Source organism: Enterobacter sp. 342, assembly GCF_036663495.1.
GTDB lineage: Bacteria > Pseudomonadota > Gammaproteobacteria > Enterobacterales > Enterobacteriaceae > Enterobacter.
Map to the genome: position 1 here is coordinate 19,877 of NZ_JAWUEI010000002.1, position 20,226 is coordinate 40,102.

Annotated in this window: 19 protein-coding genes and 5 tRNA genes; 20 read left to right on the plus strand and 4 right to left on the minus strand. The window is 52.1% G+C overall.

Annotated elements, in window-relative coordinates; all coding sequences use genetic code 11:
• The first annotated feature begins 18 nt into the window (after positions 1 to 18).
• The 19 genes from mngB to pnuC all read left to right on the plus strand — a co-directional run bounded on the left by mngB (position 19) and on the right by pnuC (position 14,859).
• Positions 19 to 2,652, plus strand: coding sequence for a mannosylglycerate hydrolase (mngB, locus tag V6E55_RS02105; protein ID WP_316942055.1), 2,634 nt, complete (start codon positions 19 to 21; stop codon positions 2,650 to 2,652).
• Positions 2,653 to 3,329: 677 nt separating this feature from the next.
• Entirely contained in the window at positions 3,330 to 4,898 is a 1,569-nt protein-coding gene (cydA, locus tag V6E55_RS02110) for a cytochrome ubiquinol oxidase subunit I (RefSeq protein ID WP_028019427.1), read from the plus strand.
• A 15-nt stretch (positions 4,899 to 4,913) separates the two neighbouring features.
• A complete protein-coding gene (gene cydB, locus V6E55_RS02115; RefSeq protein ID WP_316942056.1) occupies positions 4,914 to 6,053 on the plus strand; it encodes a cytochrome d ubiquinol oxidase subunit II in 1,140 nt (379 codons plus the stop codon).
• Positions 6,054 to 6,067: 14 nt separating this feature from the next.
• Positions 6,068 to 6,181: a cytochrome bd-I oxidase subunit CydX gene (gene cydX / locus V6E55_RS02120; protein WP_003858598.1), complete on the plus strand. Its 114-nt coding sequence runs from the start codon at positions 6,068 to 6,070 to the stop codon at positions 6,179 to 6,181.
• Positions 6,181 to 6,471, plus strand: a complete 291-nt coding sequence (gene ybgE, locus V6E55_RS02125; RefSeq protein WP_028019425.1) for a cyd operon protein YbgE — start codon at positions 6,181 to 6,183, stop codon at positions 6,469 to 6,471. Before cydX ends, ybgE begins: the two co-directional genes overlap by 1 nt.
• 148 nt (positions 6,472 to 6,619) lie before the next feature.
• Complete coding sequence (gene ybgC, locus V6E55_RS02130; protein WP_003858593.1) at positions 6,620 to 7,024, plus strand: tol-pal system-associated acyl-CoA thioesterase; 405 nt, start codon at positions 6,620 to 6,622, stop codon at positions 7,022 to 7,024.
• The gene (gene tolQ, locus V6E55_RS02135; RefSeq protein ID WP_114978393.1) at positions 7,021 to 7,713 is read left to right on the plus strand and encodes a Tol-Pal system protein TolQ; all 693 of its coding nucleotides are present in this window, start codon (positions 7,021 to 7,023) and stop codon (positions 7,711 to 7,713) included. The genes ybgC and tolQ overlap by 4 nt, the downstream gene beginning before the upstream one ends.
• 3 nt (positions 7,714 to 7,716) lie before the next feature.
• Complete coding sequence (gene tolR / locus V6E55_RS02140) at positions 7,717 to 8,145, plus strand: colicin uptake protein TolR (protein WP_003858589.1); 429 nt, start codon at positions 7,717 to 7,719, stop codon at positions 8,143 to 8,145.
• A 28-nt stretch (positions 8,146 to 8,173) separates the two neighbouring features.
• Positions 8,174 to 9,475 carry a cell envelope integrity protein TolA gene (gene tolA, locus V6E55_RS02145; RefSeq protein WP_028019424.1) on the plus strand — a complete coding sequence of 434 codons (1,302 nt, stop codon included), beginning with the start codon at positions 8,174 to 8,176 and terminating at the stop codon, positions 9,473 to 9,475.
• 134 nt (positions 9,476 to 9,609) lie between these two features.
• On the plus strand, positions 9,610 to 10,902 hold the full coding sequence (tolB, locus tag V6E55_RS02150) for a Tol-Pal system beta propeller repeat protein TolB (RefSeq protein WP_129997122.1): 1,293 nt from the start codon (positions 9,610 to 9,612) through the stop codon (positions 10,900 to 10,902).
• Positions 10,903 to 10,937: 35 nt separating this feature from the next.
• Entirely contained in the window at positions 10,938 to 11,459 is a 522-nt protein-coding gene (pal, locus tag V6E55_RS02155) for a peptidoglycan-associated lipoprotein Pal (RefSeq protein ID WP_003858578.1), read from the plus strand.
• A 9-nt stretch (positions 11,460 to 11,468) separates the two neighbouring features.
• A complete protein-coding gene (cpoB, locus tag V6E55_RS02160; RefSeq protein WP_108090576.1) occupies positions 11,469 to 12,269 on the plus strand; it encodes a cell division protein CpoB in 801 nt (266 codons plus the stop codon).
• 161 nt (positions 12,270 to 12,430) lie between these two features.
• A tRNA-Lys gene (locus V6E55_RS02165) sits at positions 12,431 to 12,506 on the plus strand.
• A 27-nt stretch (positions 12,507 to 12,533) separates the two neighbouring features.
• Positions 12,534 to 12,609, plus strand: a tRNA-Val gene (locus V6E55_RS02170).
• A gap of 3 nt (positions 12,610 to 12,612) precedes the next feature.
• Positions 12,613 to 12,688: transfer RNA gene (locus tag V6E55_RS02175), tRNA-Lys, on the plus strand.
• 46 nt (positions 12,689 to 12,734) lie between these two features.
• Positions 12,735 to 12,810 (plus strand) — tRNA-Lys (locus V6E55_RS02180).
• Between the two features lie 24 nt (positions 12,811 to 12,834).
• Positions 12,835 to 12,910: transfer RNA gene (locus V6E55_RS02185), tRNA-Lys, on the plus strand.
• A gap of 163 nt (positions 12,911 to 13,073) precedes the next feature.
• Positions 13,074 to 14,117 (plus strand): quinolinate synthase NadA, encoded by a 1,044-nt coding sequence (gene nadA / locus V6E55_RS02190; RefSeq protein WP_316942057.1) that lies wholly within the window; start codon positions 13,074 to 13,076, stop codon positions 14,115 to 14,117.
• 22 nt (positions 14,118 to 14,139) lie between these two features.
• Entirely contained in the window at positions 14,140 to 14,859 is a 720-nt protein-coding gene (gene pnuC / locus V6E55_RS02195) for a nicotinamide riboside transporter PnuC (protein WP_316942058.1), read from the plus strand.
• On the opposite strand, the gene zitB is transcribed toward pnuC, so the two are convergent.
• Positions 14,856 to 15,785 (minus strand): CDF family zinc transporter ZitB, encoded by a 930-nt coding sequence (zitB, locus tag V6E55_RS02200; protein ID WP_316942059.1) that lies wholly within the window; start codon positions 15,783 to 15,785, stop codon positions 14,856 to 14,858. The genes pnuC and zitB overlap by 4 nt on opposite strands.
• A gap of 184 nt (positions 15,786 to 15,969) precedes the next feature.
• On the opposite strand from zitB, the gene aroG reads away from it, so the two are divergent.
• The gene (gene aroG / locus V6E55_RS02205; RefSeq protein WP_114978399.1) at positions 15,970 to 17,022 is read left to right on the plus strand and encodes a 3-deoxy-7-phosphoheptulonate synthase AroG; all 1,053 of its coding nucleotides are present in this window, start codon (positions 15,970 to 15,972) and stop codon (positions 17,020 to 17,022) included.
• A 61-nt stretch (positions 17,023 to 17,083) separates the two neighbouring features.
• Here the strand turns inward: aroG and gpmA are convergent, their stop codons facing one another.
• The 3 genes from gpmA to galK form a co-directional block, all read right to left on the minus strand.
• Entirely contained in the window at positions 17,084 to 17,836 is a 753-nt protein-coding gene (gpmA, locus tag V6E55_RS02210; protein WP_114978400.1) for a 2,3-diphosphoglycerate-dependent phosphoglycerate mutase, read from the minus strand.
• Positions 17,837 to 18,041: 205 nt separating this feature from the next.
• On the minus strand, positions 18,042 to 19,082 hold the full coding sequence (galM, locus tag V6E55_RS02215; RefSeq protein WP_316942060.1) for a galactose-1-epimerase: 1,041 nt from the start codon (positions 19,080 to 19,082) through the stop codon (positions 18,042 to 18,044).
• Positions 19,076 to 20,224 (minus strand): galactokinase, encoded by a 1,149-nt coding sequence (galK, locus tag V6E55_RS02220; RefSeq protein ID WP_316942061.1) that lies wholly within the window; start codon positions 20,222 to 20,224, stop codon positions 19,076 to 19,078. The genes galM and galK overlap by 7 nt, the downstream gene beginning before the upstream one ends.
• Positions 20,225 to 20,226 lie beyond the last annotated feature (2 nt).

Below are 20,226 nucleotides of genomic sequence, written 5' to 3' on the forward strand. Positions count from 1 at the left end.
CACTAACAGGAAACGAAGATGAAAGCTGTATCTCGCGTTCATATTACACCGCATATGCACTGGGACCGTGAGTGGTACTTCACCACCGAAGCGTCGCGTATTCTTCTGGTCAATAATATGGAGGAGATCCTGACCCGCCTGGAGCAGGACGATGAGTATAAATATTACGTTCTTGATGGGCAGACGGCGGTGCTGGAGGATTACTTCGCCGTGGTGCCTGAAAACCGGCCACGGGTGAAGGCGCTGGTCGAGCGTGGAAAGCTGATTATCGGTCCGTGGTATACCCAGACCGATACCACGATTGTCAGCGGTGAGTCGATTGTCCGCAACCTTATGTACGGCATGCGTGACTGCATGGCGTTAGGTGAGCCGATGAAAATTGGCTATCTGCCGGACTCGTTTGGTATGTCCGGGCAACTTCCGCATATCTACAATGGGTTTGGCATTACCCGTGCCTTGTTCTGGCGTGGGTGTTCTGAACGTCACGGAACCGATAAAACCGAGTTTTTATGGCAGAGTACAGACGGCAGCGAAGTGACGACACAGGTGTTGCCGTTGGGCTACGCGATTGGTAAGTACTTACCGGAGGACGAAGACGGGTTGCGGAAACGACTCGATAGCTATTTTGATGTGCTGGAAAGCGCCTCTGTAACCAAAGACATTTTGCTGCCCAATGGCCACGACCAGATGCCGTTACAGCAGAACATTTTTGCGGTGATGGATAAGCTCCGCGAAATCTACCCGCAACGTAAATTTGTAATGAGTCGGTTCGAGGAGGTGTTCGAGCGGATTGATGCACATCGTGATGAACTGGCGACGCTGAAAGGCGAGTTTATTGACGGGAAATACATGCGCGTGCACCGGACAATTGGCTCGACACGCATGGATATCAAAATCGCCCATGCGCGCATTGAGAACAAAATCGTCAATATCCTTGAGCCGCTGGCGACGCTCGCCTGGACGCTGGGCTTCGATTATCACCACGGCTTACTGGAAAAAATGTGGAAAGAGATCCTCAAAAATCACGCTCACGATAGCATCGGCTGCTGCTGCAGCGACAAGGTACATCGAGAGATTGTCTCCCGGTTCGAGCTGGCCGAAGACATGGCCGATAATCTGACGCGTTTCTATATGCGCAAGATTGTCGACAACATGCCGCAAAGTGATACCGATAAGCTGGTCATGTTCAACCTGATGCCCTGGCCACGTGAAGAGGTGATGAACACCACGATACGTCTGCGCGCCAGCCAGTTCCGTCTGCGTGATGAGAAAGGCAACGAGATCCCGTATTTCATCCGTAGTGCGCGTGAGCTCGACCCAGGTCTTATTGACCGGCAGATTGTCCATTACGGCAATTACGAACCGTTTATGGAGTTTGATATCCAGCTGAATCAAATCCTGCCGTCGATGGGGTACCGAACGCTGTTTATCGAACCGAATATTGCCGGGAAGGTGCTTTCCCCGGAAAGAGAAACAGAAACCCTGCTGGAAAATACCTTCTGGCAAATAGAGATAAACGACGACGGCACGCTGCGTCTGAGGGACAAAGAATCCGGGTGTATTTATGACCGGGTGCTGGAAGTCGAAGAGAGTTCGGATGATGGCGACGAGTATGACTACTCGCCTTCGCGAGAAGAGTGGCGACTCACTTCAGCACAAGGAGAGCATGATGTTGAGGTGGTGCATGAGGGGTGGCGGAGCAGGGCGGTAATCCATCATCGGATCGCCGTTCCGGAAAATCTGGCCGAGCGTTCGGCGCGTCAGCGAAAGGGGTCTCTTGACGTAGCGTTTGAAATCACTCTCGCGCACAACAGCAGGCGCATTGATGTTGACGTGCGTCTGGATAATCAGGCAGATGATCACCGTGTTCGGGTGCTCATCCCTACGCCATTTACCACGCAAGAGGTGCTGGCCGATACGCAGTTTGGCTCGATCACCCGCCCGGTACAGGACCCGGCGATGGAAAACTGGCAGGAAGAGGGCTGGAAAGAAGCGCCGGTGCCCGTCTGGAATCTATTGAACTACGCCGTTCTTCGGGAAAGGAGAAACGGACTTGCGTTGTTCACTGAGGGACTGCGCGAATTTGAGGTAGTGGGCGAGAACAAAAAGGCATTTGCCTTGACCTTATTGCGCGGTGTGGGATTACTCGGCAAAGAGGATCTGTTGTTGCGGCCAGGCAGGCCGTCGGGTATCAAACTGCCTGTTCCTGACTCTCAGGTTCGTGGCCGGTTAACCTGTCGTTTTAGTCTGTTCAGTTTCAGTGGAACGCCGGAAAACGCGGGTGTCGCGCAGCAGGCCAAATCGTGGTTAACGCCCGTGCAGTGCTATAACAAAATTCCCTGGGATGCGATGAAACTGAATCGCTCGTCGTTTACCACGCCGGAAAGTTACAGTCTGTTAGCCCTTTCGCCCACGGGATGCGTGCTCAGTGCGCTCAAGAAGGCGGAAGATCGTGACGAGCTTATTCTTCGCCTGTTCAATCCTTCGACGTTCAGCGCATGTGACACGACGTTATCCGTGAATCCGACGGTGAAACGGTGCTGCGAGACGGATATGAATGAACGGATAACGGGCAGGGAAGAGGTGCAGGGCATTGTGGGAGGGTTTAGACCTGGAGAGTCGCGCACTTTTAGCCTCCTTATCGACCGATAGCCGGTGATGCCCGTAAAAGGCCACAGGGAGTGTGGCCTTTTATACTAAATAGTCACAGTGCGGTGTTAACTTATGGGGTAATAAAAGTGAATTAAATGTAATTTTGCGGTTTTGCGGAAGAAAAATGGAAAAATAATTAGGGAAGACTATTCTTTATTGTTTACCTCTATCTGAAATGGCATTGTTCTGCTGCGTTAATTAAAATCACTTCTGTTCATATTTTTTCCCGTCTTCGATAACCAATTACACTTTCGAACGCACATGTCATTAACAAGAATTTTACCATTCTTATCACGATTAAACATGGTTAACATTGAAGTTTGTTTTTGATTTAAATCAAAGTTTAATCCTTGGAAAAAGGTACTGAAAAGCGCTAAATTGTCCCCGATCAAAATGGCCGAAAAGTGGTAATTTTGCTATAAATTGATCACCGTCGAAAAACGTAAATGTGATTCAATAAAAACCTGTTTATTGTAAGGGTTTTGCAGCGTATTATATTTGCGGGATCAATTTGAGTTTTTTATTAACGTATTTGTAACCTGACGTCATCGTTTTTTTCCTCCCTCAGGGTAATAACGACGACAGGGATGCGAATAATTTGTATTGGGGCATGCGTGTGGATCTCTCTCTGACGGGGTTCACTCTCGGAGTCTTCATGCGATGAGCAAGGAGTCATGATGTTAGATATAGTCGAACTGTCGCGCTTACAGTTTGCCTTGACCGCGATGTACCACTTCCTGTTTGTGCCACTGACGCTCGGTATGGCGTTCCTGCTGGCCATCATGGAAACGGTATACGTTCTCTCCGGCAAACAGATTTATAAAGATATGACCAAGTTCTGGGGCAAGTTGTTTGGTATCAACTTCGCACTGGGTGTGGCTACCGGTCTGACCATGGAGTTCCAGTTCGGGACTAACTGGTCTTACTATTCCCACTATGTAGGGGATATCTTCGGTGCGCCGCTGGCCATTGAAGGTTTGATGGCCTTCTTCCTCGAATCCACCTTTGTAGGTCTGTTCTTCTTCGGTTGGGACCGTCTGGGTAAAGTCCAGCATATGGCAGTGACCTGGCTGGTGGCATTAGGTTCGAACCTGTCCGCGCTGTGGATCCTGGTGGCGAACGGCTGGATGCAAAACCCAATCGCGTCTGATTTCAACTTCGAAACTATGCGTATGGAGATGGTCAGCTTTGCCGAGCTGGTACTGAACCCGGTTGCGCAGGTTAAATTCGTTCACACCGTGGCATCTGGCTATGTGTGCGGCGCGATGTTTATCCTGGGTATCAGTTCTTACTACATGCTGCGTGGTCGTGACTTTGCATTTGCTAAGCGCTCTTTCGCCATCGCTGCAAGTTTCGGTATGGCTGCAATCCTCTCTGTTATCGTCCTGGGTGATGAATCCGGTTACGAAATGGGTGACGTGCAGAAAACCAAACTGGCTGCTATCGAAGCTGAATGGGAAACGCAACCGGCCCCTGCAGCCTTTACCCTGTTCGGTATCCCGGATCAGGATGCGCAGCAAAACCACTTCGCCATTCAAATTCCTTACGCGCTGGGTATCATCGCCACCCGTTCTGTTGACAAACAGGTGACGGGGCTGAAAGAGCTGATGGTGCAGCATGAAGGCCGTATCCGTAACGGTATGAAAGCTTACGCACTGCTGGAACAGTTGCGTGCTGGCTCGACCGACCAGGCTGTGCGTGACCAGTTCAACGACGTGAAGAAAGATCTGGGTTACGGTTTGCTGCTGAAGCGTTATACCCCGAATGTGTCTGATGCGACGGAAGCTCAGATCCAGATGGCAACCAAAGACTCCATTCCGCGTGTTGCACCGCTGTACTTCGCATTCCGTATCATGGTGGGCTGCGGCATCATCATGCTGCTGATCATCGCGGCGTCCTTCTGGTCTGTTATCCGCAACCGCATCGGCGAGAAGAAATGGCTGCTGCGTACTGCGCTGTACGGTATTCCACTGCCATGGATCGCGATTGAATCCGGTTGGTTTGTTGCAGAGTATGGCCGTCAGCCATGGGCAATTGGTGAGGTGCTGCCAACGGCGGTAGCGAACTCCTCCCTGACAGCGGGCGACCTGATCTTCTCCATGCTGCTGATTTGTGGTCTGTACACCCTGTTCCTGGTGGCTGAACTGTTCCTGATGTTCAAGTTCGCGCGCCTTGGCCCAAGCAGCCTGAAAACCGGTCGCTATCACTACGAGCAGTCCACTGCGACTACTCAGCCGGCACGCTAAGACAGGAGTCATCAAATGATCGATTATGAAGTATTGCGTTTTATCTGGTGGCTGTTGATCGGCGTTCTGCTGATCGGTTTCGCTGTCACGGATGGTTTCGACATGGGGGTGGGGATGCTCACCCGTTTCCTCGGTCGTAATGACACCGAGCGTCGAATCATGATCAACTCCATCGCCCCGCACTGGGACGGTAACCAGGTGTGGCTGATCACTGCAGGCGGCGCGCTGTTCGCTGCCTGGCCGATGGTCTACGCGGCTGCGTTCTCCGGTTTCTATGTGGCGATGATTCTGGTGTTGGCGTCTTTATTCTTCCGTCCGGTTGGTTTCGACTACCGTTCCAAGATTGAAGACACCCGCTGGCGCAACATGTGGGACTGGGGCATCTTCATTGGTAGCTTCGTTCCACCGCTGGTGATTGGCGTGGCGTTCGGTAACCTGTTGCAGGGCGTACCATTCCACCTGGACGAATACATGCGTCTTTACTACACCGGTAACTTCTTCCAGTTGCTGAATCCGTTTGGTCTGCTGGCGGGTGTGGTAAGCGTAGCGATGATCATCACTCAGGGTGCAACCTATCTGCAGATGCGTACTGTCGGTGAATTGCACCTGCGTTCTCGTGCGACGGCTCAGGTTGCTGCGCTGATCACGCTGGTCTGCTTTGCACTGGCTGGTGTATGGGTGGTGTACGGAATTGATGGCTACGTTGTGACGTCTGCGATCAACCATACTGCGCCGTCTAACCCGCTGACCAAAGAAGTGGCGCGTCAGGCAGGTGCATGGCTGGTGAACTTCAACACGATGCCTGCGCTGTGGGCTATCCCGGCACTGGGTGTGCTGCTGCCGCTGCTGACGGTTCTGACGTCTCGTCTGGAAAAAGGCGCCCTGGCGTTTGTGTTCTCTTCATTGACCCTGGCGTGCATTATCCTGACTGCAGGTATTGCAATGTTCCCATTCGTGATGCCATCCAGCACCATGCTGAATGCTAGCCTGACCATGTGGGATGCGACCTCCAGCCATATGACGCTGAACTTAATGACTTATGTTGCTTGCGTGTTCGTTCCGATTGTGCTGGCCTACACCATCTGGTGTTACTGGAAAATGTTCGGACGCATTACTAAAGAACATATCGAAAGCAACACCCACTCTATGTACTAAGTAAGGAGCTGAATATGTGGTATTTCGCATGGATTTTAGGGACGCTTCTTGCCTGTGCTTTTGGTGTCATCACTGCCCTGGCGCTTGAGCACGTTGAAGCGACTAAAGCGGGTGAAGAAAAACACTAATGAATATTATCGCAAGGTTATATGCGGTAATGGATAAGCGCCCGTTACGGGCGCTTTCTTTAGTGATGGCATTACTGCTGGCAGGTTGTATCTTCTGGGACCCTTCGCGCTTTGCAGCGAAAACCAGCGAGCTTGAAATCTGGCACGGTTTCCTCATTATGTGGGCGGTGTGCGCAGGTGTGATTCACGGCGTGGGCTTTCGTCCGAAAGCTGTTCACTGGCAGGGCATCTTCTGTCCACTTATCGCCGATCTCGTTCTGCTTGCTGGATTGATTTTCTTCTTCTTCTGAATAAGAAATGTCCGTTAACGTTATGGGCTTACCCAAGCCCATAAAAATTTACTCTCCGTTTACTTTCTCCCATTCCAAACCACCTTTCCCGCGCGTATAGTAGCGAAGTTTAAAAGAGTTAACTTTTATTGCATTACCGGGATGTAAAGTGAATACAACGCTGTTTCGATGGCCGGTTCGTGTCTATTACGAAGATACCGATGCCGGTGGTGTGGTTTACCACGCCAGCTACGTTGCTTTTTATGAACGGGCACGCACAGAGATGCTGCGCCATCATCACTTTAGTCAACAGGTGCTGTTGGCTGAGCGAGTTGCCTTCGTGGTACGCAAGATGACGCTTGAGTATTTTGCGCCTGCCAGACTCGACGATATGCTCGAAGTCCAAACTGAAATTACATCAATGCGCGGGACCTCACTGGTTTTCACGCAGCGGATAGTCAATGCAGAGAACACCGTACTGAACTCAGCTGAGGTACTGATTGTCTGTGTTGATCCAACCATAATGAAGCCTCGTGCGCTTCCTAAGTCTATTGTCGCGGAGTTTAAGCAGTGACTGACATGAATATCCTTGATTTGTTCCTGAAGGCAAGCCTTCTGGTTAAACTTATCATGTTGATTTTGATTGGTTTTTCAATCGCATCCTGGGCCATCATCATCCAGAGAACGCGTATCCTCAATGCCGCTGGTCGTGAAGCTGAAGCGTTTGAAGATAAGTTCTGGTCGGGTATTGAGCTTTCTCGTCTGTATCAGGAAAGCCAGGGACGCCGTGAAAACCTTACGGGCTCCGAACAAATTTTCTATAGCGGTTTCAAAGAGTTTGCCCGCTTGCACCGTGCAAACAGCCATGCCCCGGAAGCGGTAGTAGAAGGTGCCTCGCGTGCGATGCGTATCTCCATGAATCGTGAACTGGAAAACCTTGAAACGCACATTCCTTTCCTGGGGACGGTAGGTTCTATCAGCCCGTATATCGGTCTGTTTGGTACGGTGTGGGGGATCATGCACGCCTTTATCGCACTCGGTGCGGTGAAGCAGGCGACACTGCAGATGGTTGCCCCGGGTATTGCAGAAGCACTGATTGCGACCGCTATCGGTCTGTTTGCGGCAATCCCGGCGGTTATGGCTTACAACCGTCTGAACCAGCGCGTGAACAAACTGGAACTGAACTACGACAACTTTATGGAAGAGTTCACTGCGATTCTGCACCGTCAGGCGTTTACCAGCACCGAGAGCAACAAGGGGTAAACCATGGCCAGATCGCGTGGACGAGGTCGTCGCGAGCTCAAGTCCGAAATCAATATCGTTCCACTGCTGGACGTGCTGTTGGTACTGCTGCTGATCTTCATGGCGACAGCGCCAATCATTACCCAGAGCGTGGAAGTGGATCTGCCGGATGCGACAGAATCACAGGCGGTGAGCACCAATGACGATCCTCCGGTCATCATTGAGGTTTCCGGCGTAGGGCAATACAGCGTGGTGGTAGAAAAAGATCGTATGGATCAGTTACCTCCTGAGCAGGTTATTGCTGAAGCACAGCGTCGCCTGGAGTCAAATCCGAAAACGGTCTTCTTAATCGGTGGCGCAAAAGACGTACCATACGATGAAATTATTAAAGCGCTGAACTTGCTACATAGTGCGGGTGTTAAGTCAGTTGGCTTAATGACTCAACCTATTTGATCATCCGCGTAGTTTTTGGGAACCGATAGTGTCAAAGGCAACCGAACAGAACGACAAGCTTAAGCGAGCGATAATCGTCTCCGCAGTGCTGCACGTTATTCTCTTTGCAGCGCTGATCTGGAGTTCGTTCGACGAGCATATTGATGCATCAGCCGGCGGCGGTGGAGGTTCTTCCATTGACGCCGTGATGGTGGATCCCGGTGCGGTAGTACAGAACTATAATCGCCAACAACAGCAGAAGGCGAGTGCCAAACGGGCTGAAGAGCAGCGTGAAAAACAGGCGCAACAGCAAGCGGAAGAGCTGCGTGAAAAGCAGGCCGCAGAGCAGGAGCGTCTGAAGCAGCTTGAGAAAGAACGTTTGCAGGCGCAGGAAGCGGCGAAAGAGCAGGCACAGCAGCAGAAACAAGCTGAAGAGGCTGCAAAGAAAGCACAGGAACAGCAAAAGCAGGCAGAGGAAGCGGCAGCAAAAGCCGCAGCGGACGCCAAAGCGCAGGCTGATGCCCAGGCCAAATTAGCGGCCGAAGCGGCGAAAAAAGCCGCTGCTGATGCTCAGAAAAAAGCTGAAGCAGAAGCGGCGAAAAAAGCCGCTGCTGATGCTCAGAAGAAAGCTGAAGCAGAAGCCGCGAAGAAAGCCGCTGCTGATGCCCAGAAGAAAGCAGAAGCAGAAGCCGCGAAGAAAGCTGCTGCTGATGCTCAGAAGAAAGCTGAAGCCGAAGCTGCTAAGAAAGCTGCTCAGGAAGCAGAGAAAAAAGCTGCTGCTGACGCCGCGAAGAAAGCCGCTGCCGCAGAGAAAGCTGCCGCAGAGAAAGCGGCTGCCGCTGAAAAAGCTGCCGCTGACAAAAAAGCTGCAGCTGAGAAGGCTGCTGCCGATAAGAAAGCCGCAGCTGAAAAAGCGGCTGCGAAAAAGGCTGCTGCTGCGGAGAAAGCCGCTGCCGCTGCGGGCGTTGACGACCTGCTGGGCGATCTCAGTTCTGGTAAGAATGCGCCGAAAACTGGCGGTGGGGCGAAAGGAAACAACGCAGCGCCGACGGGAAGTGGTAACACTAAGAGTAACGGTGCGTCAGGGGCTGAAATCAACGGTTATGCTTCGCAGATTAAATCCGCTATTGAAAGCCGATTCTATGATGCGTCGTCTTATGCCGGTAAAACGTGTACGTTGCGTATAAAACTGGCTCCAGACGGCATGCTGTTAGATATTAAGTCTGAAGGTGGCGACCCGGCTTTATGTACAGCGGCTCTCGCGGCTGCGCGTCAGGCGAAGATGCCTAAACCGCCGTCTCAGGCAGTCTATGAAGTCTTTAAAAATGCACCACTGGACTTCAAACCTTAAGTTACATTTTCCCCGTGCAAACGGGGAAAAATAGACCAGGTTTAGTCACAGGGTTCAGGTAGTTTTGTCTATTTGGGTTTGTTAACATTCTGCTAAATTATCGTGGGTAAGGTTACCCGGATAAGGGAGATATGATGAAGCAGGCATTACGTGTAGCATTTGGTTTTTTAATGCTGTGGGCAGCAGTACTGCACGCAGAAGTACGTATCGAGATCACCCAGGGGGTGGACTCGGCACGCCCAATCGGGGTTGTTCCGTTCCAGTGGGCCGGTCCTGGTGCTGCGCCTGAAGATGCCGGTGGCATCGTGGCGGCTGACCTGCGTAACAGCGGTAAATTCAACCCGTTAGACCGTTCTCGTCTGCCTCAGCAGCCGGGTAGCGCGCAGGAAGTACAGCCTGCAGCATGGTCTGCTCTGGGGATTGATGCCGTGGTTGTGGGTCAGGTTACGCCTAACCCTGACGGCTCCTACAATGTTGCCTGGCAGCTGGTTGATACCGGTGGTGCGCCGGGTACCGTTCTGGCACAGAACTCCTACAAGGTCACTAAGCAGTACCTGCGCTACGCTGCTCATGCTGCCAGCGATGCGGTATTCGAAAAACTGACGGGCATTAAAGGTGCGTTCCGTACCCGTATTGCCTATGTGGTACAGACTAACGGCGGTCAGTTCCCTTACGAACTGCGTGTATCTGACTACGACGGTTACAACCAGTTCCTGGTGAAACGTTCTTCCCAGCCTCTGATGTCTCCAGCATGGTCTCCGGATGGCGCTAAACTGGCTTACGTTACCTTCGAAAGCGGCCGTTCTGCGTTGGTTATCCAGACGCTGGCTAACGGTGCTGTTCGTCAGGTGGCCTCATTCCCTCGTCACAACGGTGCGCCTTCATTCTCTCCGGATGGGTCTAAACTGGCGTTTGCGCTGTCTAAAACCGGTAGCCTGAACCTGTACGTGATGGACATTGGCTCTGGTCAGATTCGCCAGGTGACTGATGGTCGTAGCAACAATACTGAACCTTCATGGTTCCCGGACAGCCAAAATCTGGCATTTACCTCTGACCAGGCAGGCCGTCCGCAAATCTATAAAGTGAATGTCAACGGCGGTGCTCCGCAGCGTATTTCCTGGGAAGGTACACAGAACCAGAACGCAGACGTGAGCAGCGACGGTAAGTTTATGGTAATGGTGAGCTCCAACGGTGGGCAGCAGCACATTGCCAAACAAGATCTGGTAGCGGGTGGCGTGCAAGTTCTGTCGTCAACGTTCCTGGATGAAACGCCAAGTCTGGCACCTAACGGCACTATGGTAATCTACAGCTCTTCTCAGGGGATGGGATCTGTGCTGAATCTGGTTTCTACAGATGGGCGTTTCAAAGCGCGTATTCCGGCAACTGATGGACAGGTAAAATCACCTGCCTGGTCGCCGTATCTGTAAATAATAATTAATTGATTACTAAAGGAATCATAGAAATGCAACTGAACAAAGTGCTGAAGGGGCTGATGATCGCTCTGCCTGTAATGGCAATCGCAGCGTGTTCTTCTAACAAGAACGCAAGCAATGACCAGAGCGGCGAAGGCATGATGGGTGCCGGCACCGGTATGGACGCGAACGGCAATGGCAACATGTCTTCTGAAGAGCAAGCGCGTCTTCAGATGCAGCAGCTGCAGCAGAACAACATCGTTTATTTCGATCTGGATAAATACGACATCCGTTCTGACTTCGCTGCGATGCTGGATGCTCACGCTAACTTCCTGCGTAGCAACCCATCTTACAAAGTCACCGTAGAAGGTCACGCGGACGAACGTGGTACTCCTGAGTACAACATCTCCCTGGGTGAACGTCGTGCTAACGCTGTTAAAATGTACCTGCAGGGTAAAGGCGTTTCTGCTGACCAGATCTCCATCGTTTCTTACGGTAAAGAAAAACCTGCAGTACTGGGTCACGACGAAGCGGCTTACTCCAAAAACCGTCGTGCCGTACTGGTTTACTAAGAGAATTGCATGAGCAGTAACTTCAGACATCATCTGTTGAGTCTGTCGTTACTGGTTGGAATAGCGGCCCCCTGGGCCGCTTTTGCTCAGGCACCAATCAGTAGTGTCGGCTCAGGCTCGGTAGAAGACCGGGTCACTCAACTCGAGCGTATTTCTAACGCTCACAGCCAGCTTTTAACCCAACTCCAGCAACAACTTTCCGATAACCAAAACGATATTGACTCTCTCCGTGGCCAGATTCAGGAAAGTCAGTATCAGCTTAACCAGGTTGTGGAACGCCAGAAGCAAATCTTGTTGCAGATAGATAGCCTGAGCAGCGGTGGTGGTGCAGCACAAGCACAGCCGGCAGCGGGCGATCAGAGCGGTGCGGCAACTTCTGCGCCAGCCCCGGCGGCTGATGCTTCTGCTTCAACAGGAGCGCCTGTACAAAGCGGTGACGCGAATACGGACTATAACGCGGCCATTGCCCTGGTACAGGATCAATCTCGTCAGGATGACGCGATTGCGGCGTTTCAGAACTTTGTTAAGAAATACCCTGATTCCACTTATCAACCAAATGCGAACTACTGGCTTGGTCAGTTGAATTACAACAAGGGTAAAAAGGACGATGCGGCGTTTTATTTTGCCTCTGTGGTGAAAAATTACCCGAAATCGCCAAAAGCGCCAGATGCGATGTATAAGGTCGGCGTGATCATGCAGGACAAAGGCGACACTGCGAAAGCCAAAGCGGTTTATCAGCAGGTGGTCTCAAAATTCCCGGGTACCGAAGGTGCTAAGCAGGCGCAAAAACGTCTGAATTCGATGGGATGATTATCGCATGACCAGAAATCGCGTTATTTCTGGTCGTGCAGCATGATTACTAAGCAGTTAAGTGATCTTCATCGAAATTTTTGTTGCGCTGAATTCTTAAATCAGTAATATATGCCGCCGTTGCCACGGGATATCAAACAACGTGAAAACAGCGTAAAAGTGGGTCGTTAGCTCAGTTGGTAGAGCAGTTGACTTTTAATCAATTGGTCGCAGGTTCGAATCCTGCACGACCCACCACTTAACGCATTACCGGCAGTACAGAGTGGGTGATTAGCTCAGTTGGTAGAGCATCTCCTTTACACGGAGGGGGTCGGCGGTTCGAGCCCGTCATCACCCACCACTCGGGTCGTTAGCTCAGTTGGTAGAGCAGTTGACTTTTAATCAATTGGTCGCAGGTTCGAATCCTGCACGACCCACCACTTTAAAGTGGCACCGAGTAAAAATCTTCGAAGTCAGCACCCGAATGGGTCGTTAGCTCAGTTGGTAGAGCAGTTGACTTTTAATCAATTGGTCGCAGGTTCGAATCCTGCACGACCCACCACTTCGAAGAAAAAATTCCCGCAAGGGGTCGTTAGCTCAGTTGGTAGAGCAGTTGACTTTTAATCAATTGGTCGCAGGTTCGAATCCTGCACGACCCACCAGTGTAAAAAGGCGCCCTAAAGGCGCCTTTTTGCTATCCATTTCGATGACATTTCCTCGTAAATTCGCTATCTTGTTTAGTATACAAAACACAATTGCCGTCCGTTTTGCTATGTCATGCAAATGAAAGGCAATATTGTTAAGCCCGTAAAACGAGAAGCCATAATGAGTGTGATGTTTGATCCTGAAGCCGCAATCTATCCGTTTCCGCCAAAGCCTGTTCCACTGAGCCTGGATGAAAAGCAATTCTACCGTGAGAAGATCAAACGACTTCTCAAAGAGCGAGACGCGGTGATGGTGGCGCATTACTACACCGACCCGGAAATTCAGCAACTGGCGGAAGAGACCGGGGGGTGTATTTCTGACTCACTGGAAATGGCACGCTTCGGTGCCATGCACTCCGCTTCGACGTTACTGGTTGCTGGCGTGCGTTTTATGGGCGAAACAGCAAAAATCCTGAGCCCTGAAAAAACCATTCTGATGCCGACGCTTAATGCGGAGTGTTCACTCGATCTCGGCTGCCCGATTGACGAATTCACGGCTTTCTGTGACGCCCATCCTGACCGGACCGTGGTGGTTTACGCTAATACCTCTGCGGCGGTAAAAGCGCGGGCTGATTGGGTGGTCACGTCGAGTATCGCCGTTGAGCTGATTGAACATCTGGACAGCCTGGGTGAGAAGATTATCTGGGCACCAGACCGTCATCTTGGAAATTATGTCCAGAAGCAGACCGGGGCTGATGTTCTTTGCTGGCAGGGCGCCTGTATTGTACATGATGAATTCAAGACGCAGGCACTGGCTCGCATGAAGGCGCTTTATCCTGACGCCGCCATTCTTGTTCACCCTGAATCACCGCAGTCTATTGTCGACATGGCGGATGCCGTGGGCTCAACCAGCCAGCTTATCAACGCGGCCAGAACGCTACCCCATAAACAGCTCATTGTGGCGACCGATCGCGGTATCTTCTATAAGATGCAGCAGGCCGTGCCGGAGAAAGAGCTTCTTGAAGCGCCTACAGCGGGTGAGGGGGCAACGTGTCGAAGCTGCGCACATTGTCCGTGGATGGCGATGAACGGCCTGAAGGCGATTGCCGAAGGGCTTGAGACAGGCGGTGCAGCACATGAAATCCATGTAGATGCCGCTCTGCGTGAAGGTGCGTTAATTCCGCTTAACCGCATGCTGGATTTTGCGGCTACACTACGTACTTAATTCAAAACGCTCCGGGGAAAAGATGGATTTTTTTAGCACGCAGAACATTCTGGTTCATATACCGATTGGTGCAGGTGGCTATGACCTGTCATGGATTGAGGCCGTAGGTACGCTGGCTGGTTTACTCTGTATCTGGCTGGCGAGCCTTGAGAAGATCAGCAATTACGCGTTTGGGCTGATTAACGTTACGCTGTTTGCGATTATCTTCTTCCAGATCCAGCTATACGCCAGCCTGCTTTTGCAGCTGTTCTTCTTCGCTGCCAATATTTACGGCTGGTACGCGTGGTCGCGTCAGAACAGTCAGCAGGAGGCGGAGCTGCAAATCCGCTGGCTGCCCTTGCCGAAAGCTATCGCCTGGTTTGTCGCCTGTGTGGTTGCCATTGGTTTAATGACCATCTATATCAACCCGGTATTTGCTTTCCTGACCCGTATAGCGGTGTCGGTGATGTCTGGTATGGGGTTGAATGTGTCTATGCCTTCACTTCAGCCAGATGCTTTCCCATTCTGGGATTCCTGCATGATGGTGTTGTCGATTGCCGCGATGATCCTGATGACCCGTAAGTACGTTGAGAACTGGTTGCTGTGGGTCATCATCAATGTCATCAGCGTGGTGATCTTCGCCCTGCAGGGCGTCTATGCGATGTCACTGGAATATCTGCTGCTGACCTTCATTGCGTTGAACGGTAGCCGGATGTGGATTAACAGCGCGCATGAGCGAGGCTCTCACGCGCTTTCCAGTTAATGGTGATGATGTGAATGGCCGGACTGCGCCTCATTCAGGTGGCAGTCCGGTCCGTTACACGGCTGATACTCCATCTGGATGGTCGCATGACTAATCTCATAGTGATGTTCAAGAAAGTGCTGGATCCGTTCAAGCAGCGCATCATGGTCATGAGGTGGGATCACCTGAACGTGCAACGTCATAACCGGTTTCTCCCCCACCAGCCAGACATGCACGTGATGCACATTGCGGACTTCCGGGACAGAGCGGTGCAGGTTACGTTTCAGCTCAGCAATATCTATTGATGTTGGTGCTCCTTCAAGCAGTTCATTTACGCTCTCCTTCAGCAGTCGCCAGGCGCTACGCAGTACCAGACACGACACCAGCACTGAAAGAATCGGGTCGGCAGGCGTCCAGCCGGTATAGAGGATCACCAGCGCGGCCACAATCGCCCCCACTGAACCGAGCAAATCACCCAACACATGCAAAGCCGCAGCACGTACGTTGAGGTTTTTTTCCCCACTTCCGCGGTGCAAAATCCAGAAAGCCAGAATATTTGCCAGCAGCCCTGCCACGGCGATGACCATCATTGTCATCCCTGCAACGGGTTGCGGGTGTCTGAAACGCTGGAAGGCCTCCCAGACGATGAGAATGGTAATGACAACCAGCGCAATGGCGTTAACAAAGGCGGCAAGCGTGGTAAGCCTGAGCCAGCCAAATGTATGACGGGCGTTTGGCGGACGACGTGCAAACTGTACAGCCAGCAGGGCAAACAGCAGAGCTGCGGCGTCGGTAAGCATATGACCGGCGTCTGCCAGTAGAGCAAGAGAGCCTGAAACCAGCCCACCAATGACCTCGATGACCATGAACGTTGCGGTGACGCCGAAAGCCAGCGTCAGTCGTTTAGCGTTTTCGTCCCCGGAAGCGTGCGAATGAGAGTGCGCCATATCAATTTTCCTGGTTCATTTTTAGGTTAAGTGTAGAGTTTTTAATGTGTTAGACAAACGTATTTTTTGGTCTGTTTCTGCAAATCCGGGAGAGAGTGTAAAAGGTGGTTTACACTAAGCGGCGAGCAAGTTAGATTGAAGGGATTGCATTCACTACTAGAGTTATGGCAGAGCTGGAAAGAAAATGAATTATCAGAATGACGATTTACGTATTAAAGAGATCAACGAGTTATTACCTCCTGTAGCACTCCTTGAGAAATTCCCCGCCACTGAAAATGCCGCAAACACGGTTTCTCATGCTCGTAAAGCGATCCATAAGATCCTGAAAGGTAATGACGATCGTCTTCTGGTGGTGATTGGTCCTTGCTCTATTCACGACCCGGCAGCCGCGAAAGAGTACGCAGCCCGTCTGCTCACCTTGCGAGAAGAGTTGAAAGACGAGCTGGAAATTGTCATGCGCGTTTACTTTGAAAAACCGCGTACCACCGTGGGATGGAAAGGTCTGATTAACGATCCGCACATGGACAACAGCTTCCAGATCAACGACGGTCTGCGCATTGCACGCAAACTACTGCTCGAAATCAACGACAGTGGCCTGCCGGCAGCCGGTGAGTTTCTGGACATGATCACGCCGCAGTACCTGGCTGATCTGATGAGCTGGGGCGCAATTGGCGCACGTACCACGGAATCGCAGGTTCACCGCGAACTGGCTTCCGGTCTCTCTTGCCCGGTTGGGTTTAAAAACGGGACTGATGGCACTATCAAGGTAGCTATTGACGCTATCAACGCTGCCGGGGCGCCGCACTGCTTCCTCTCTGTGACCAAATGGGGTCACTCCGCCATCGTTAACACCAGTGGTAACGGTGATTGCCATATCATTCTGCGCGGTGGCAAAGAGCCAAACTACAGTGCAAAACATGTGGCGGAAGTGAAAGTCGGTTTGGAAAAAGCGGGACTGCCATCTCAGGTGATGATCGACTTCAGCCATGCCAACTCCAGTAAGCAGTTTAAAAAGCAGATGGAAGTAGGGGCAGATGTCTGCCAGCAGATTGCCGGTGGTGAAAAAGCGGTGATTGGGGTGATGATCGAAAGCCATCTGGTTGAGGGTAATCAGAACCTGGAAGGCAGCGAGCCGCTTGTGTATGGCAAGAGTGTGACGGATGCCTGCATCGGCTGGGAAGATACCGACACGATCCTGCGTCAGCTGGCGAATGCGGTAAAAGCCCGTCGCGGTTGATTCTATCGGCACAAATAAAAAAGCGCGGAAGGCTCCGCGCTTTTTTTATGTCCGGCGAAAATTACTTCGCTTTACCCTGGTTGGCGACAGCCGCAGCTTTTGCTGCGATCTCATCTGCGTTACCCAGATAGTAATGTTTGATTGGTTTGAAGTTTTCGTCGAACTCATACACCAGCGGTACGCCAGTCGGGATGTTCAGTTCGAGGATCTCGTCTTCACCCATGTTGTCCAGGTATTTCACCAGCGCACGCAGGGAGTTACCGTGAGCAGCGATGATCACGCGCTCACCGCTTTTCAGGCGTGGCAGAATGGTTTCGTTCCAGTAAGGCACAACGCGGTCGATGGTCAGCGCCAGGCTTTCAGTCTGTGGCAGCTCGGCATCGGTCAGTTTTGCGTAACGTGGATCGTGACCCGGGTAGCGCTCATCATCTTTGGTCAGCTCTGGTGGAGTAACCGCGAAGCCACGACGCCACTGTTTAACCTGCTCGTCACCGTATTTCTCAGCGGTTTCCGCTTTGTTCAGACCCTGCAGCGCACCGTAGTGACGCTCGTTCAGTTTCCAGGATTTCTCAACTGGCAGCCAGGCCTGATCCAGTTCGTCCAGAACGTTCCACAGAGTGTGGATGGCACGTTTCAGCACAGAGGTGTAAGCAAAATCAAAGCTGAAGCCTTCTTCCTTCAGCAGTTTGCCTGCTGCTTTTGCTTCGCTTACGCCTTTCTCGGACAGATCAACGTCGTACCAACCGGTAAAGCGGTTTTCGTTGTTCCACTGGCTTTCGCCGTGACGCACCAGGACCAGCTTAGTTACAGCCATATCTTACTCCTCAAGCATTTTAGAATGATAACAATTCTCATTATATTGCCGTGGCCGTGCCAGCAGCAACGCTTAACCCTAACCATAGCGAAAATAGTCTCTGAGTGTAAGATGCTTGTGAATCCAGGGTTATGATTTTGTCTGCGATCGGCGCTATTTTCAGCAAGGCGAGCAGAAAAAAGCCCTCCGACAGGAGGGCTGGAAATTAATGCGGAATAAAATGGTATTCCGTCACGCTGATGTACTCTTCACCCGGGCGCAGTACACAATCTGGCTGCGGCCATTCCGGATGATTGGGGCTGTCCGGCAGGAACTCGCTTTCCAGCGCCAGGCCTTGCCAGTCGCTGTACTCATCGTGTTCGCGCGCTGTCGTGCCGCCAAGGTAGTTGCCTGAGTAGAATTGCAGTGCAGGGGCTGTGGTATACACCGTCATCTGCAGCTTCTCATCCGCAGACCAGACTTGTGCAGCTGGCTGGCTAACATCACCCTTTGCCTGCAGCAGGAAAGCGTGATCGTAACCTTTCACTTTGTGCTGATCGTCATCGCTGAGGAAATCCTGGGCGATAGATTTTGCACTGCGGAAGTCAAAGCTGGTGCCGCTCACGGACTTCAGCCCCTGATAAGGGATGCCCATTTCATCCACTGGCAGGTATTCATCTGCCAGGATCTGCAGCTTATGATTACGCACATCGCACTGGTTACCGTCCAGGTTGAAATAAGCGTGGTTGGTCAGGTTAACCGGACACGGTTTGTCGACCGTCGCACGGTACTCAATGGCGATACGGTTGTCGTCGGTCAGCGTAAAGCGTGCGGAGGCGATAAGGTTCCCCGGGAAGCCCTGATCGCCATCAAGCGAATCCAGTGAGAACAACACTTCCCCGTCGTTTTGCCGAACAATCTTCCAGCGGCGTTTGTCGAACCCGTCCGGACCACCGTGCAACTGGTTCTCACCCTGGCTTGGAAGCAGAGAATACTCCACGCCGTCGAGTTCAAAACGGCTCTTAGCGATGCGGTTAGCGTAGCGCCCTACAGATGCGCCCAGATAGGCGGACTGATTGACATACTGCTCAGGCGAGGCACAGCCGAGCAGGGTTTCGCGCACGCTGCCGTCCGGCATCGGTACGCGGGCAGAAAGAAGGGTTGCACCCCAGTCCATCAGCGTAACCACCATCCCCGCGCTGTTGCGCAGGGTTAACAGGCGATACGGCAGACCATCCGGTGCGAAGGTAGGTGTTTCGTTTAGCACTGTCCGGCTCCTTGTGATGCTTTACACACGTAGAACGTTTCTTTAATACCTGTTTTCGCTTCGTATTGTTTCTCTACCGCCTGCTGGACGGCAGGAACCAGTTCTTCCGGCACCAGGGCAACAATGCAGCCCCCGAAGCCACCGCCGGTCATACGCACGCCACCTTTATCGCCAATGACTGCCTTGACGATTTCCACCAGGGTGTCGATTTGCGGAACGGTGATCTCGAAATCATCGCGCATGGAGGCGTGAGATTCCGCCATCAACTCACCCATACGTTTCAGATCACCTTTCGCCAGCGCGGACGCGGCTTCGACGGTACGGACGTTCTCCGTCAGCACGTGACGAACGCGTTTGGCGACGACCGGATCCAGCTCGTGGGCCACCTTATTGAATTCATTAAGCGTCACGTCGCGCAGGGCGGGTTGCTGGAAGAAGCGCGCACCAGTTTCGCACTGCTGGCGGCGGGTGTTGTACTCGCTCCCCACCAGCGTGCGTTTAAAGTTGCTGTTGATAATAATGACCGCGGCACCTTTTGGCAGCGGAACGGCTTTGGTGCCAAGCGAGCGGCAGTCGATCAGCAGCGCATGCTCTTTTTTACCCAACGCGGAGATCAACTGATCCATAATGCCGCAGTTGCAGCCCACGAACTGGTTTTCTGCTTCCTGACCGTTCAGGGCGATTTGCGCGCCATCCAGCGGCAGATGATAAAGCTGCTGGAACACGGTTCCTACGGCGACTTCCAGAGAGGCTGAGGAGCTTAAGCCTGCCCCCTGTGGTACGTTGCCACTGATAACGAGATCGGCACCGCCAAAGTTCTTGTTACGTTTCTGCAGGTGCTTCACTACGCCGCGCACGTAGTTAGACCATTGCTGGTTGTCGTGTGTCACAATCGGGGCATCGAGAGAAAACTCGTCTGTCTCATTGCCGTAATCCGCCGCAATCACGCGGACTTTGCGGTCGTCGCGTTTTGCACAGCTGATGACTGTCTGGTAATCAATGGCACAAGGCAGCACAAAACCGTCGTTGTAGTCGGTATGTTCACCAATCAGGTTGACGCGGCCAGGTGCCTGGATAACGTGGGTGGCAGGGTAGCCAAATTTTTCAGCAAACAGGGATTGTGTTTTATCTTTCAGACTCATTT

Bases quoted from the DNA above. Each gene is read 5' to 3' on its own strand.
- tolB (WP_129997122.1), top strand. From the start codon at position 9,610: ATGAAGCAGGCATTACGTGTAGCATTTGGTTTTTTAATGCTGTGGGCA.
- cpoB (WP_108090576.1), top strand. From the start codon at position 11,469: ATGAGCAGTAACTTCAGACATCATCTGTTGAGTCTGTCGTTACTGGTT.
- cydX (WP_003858598.1), top strand. From the start codon at position 6,068: ATGTGGTATTTCGCATGGATTTTAGGGACGCTTCTTGCCTGTGCTTTT.
- zitB (WP_316942059.1), bottom strand. From the start codon at position 15,785: ATGGCGCACTCTCATTCGCACGCTTCCGGGGACGAAAACGCTAAACGA.
- gpmA (WP_114978400.1), bottom strand. From the start codon at position 17,836: ATGGCTGTAACTAAGCTGGTCCTGGTGCGTCACGGCGAAAGCCAGTGG.
- aroG (WP_114978399.1), top strand. From the start codon at position 15,970: ATGAATTATCAGAATGACGATTTACGTATTAAAGAGATCAACGAGTTA.
- nadA (WP_316942057.1), top strand. From the start codon at position 13,074: ATGAGTGTGATGTTTGATCCTGAAGCCGCAATCTATCCGTTTCCGCCA.
- cydB (WP_316942056.1), top strand. From the start codon at position 4,914: ATGATCGATTATGAAGTATTGCGTTTTATCTGGTGGCTGTTGATCGGC.
- tolR (WP_003858589.1), top strand. From the start codon at position 7,717: ATGGCCAGATCGCGTGGACGAGGTCGTCGCGAGCTCAAGTCCGAAATC.
- pal (WP_003858578.1), top strand. From the start codon at position 10,938: ATGCAACTGAACAAAGTGCTGAAGGGGCTGATGATCGCTCTGCCTGTA.
- galK (WP_316942061.1), bottom strand. From the start codon at position 20,224: ATGAGTCTGAAAGATAAAACACAATCCCTGTTTGCTGAAAAATTTGGC.
- cydA (WP_028019427.1), top strand. From the start codon at position 3,330: ATGTTAGATATAGTCGAACTGTCGCGCTTACAGTTTGCCTTGACCGCG.
- pnuC (WP_316942058.1), top strand. From the start codon at position 14,140: ATGGATTTTTTTAGCACGCAGAACATTCTGGTTCATATACCGATTGGT.
- ybgE (WP_028019425.1), top strand. From the start codon at position 6,181: ATGAATATTATCGCAAGGTTATATGCGGTAATGGATAAGCGCCCGTTA.
- mngB (WP_316942055.1), top strand. From the start codon at position 19: ATGAAAGCTGTATCTCGCGTTCATATTACACCGCATATGCACTGGGAC.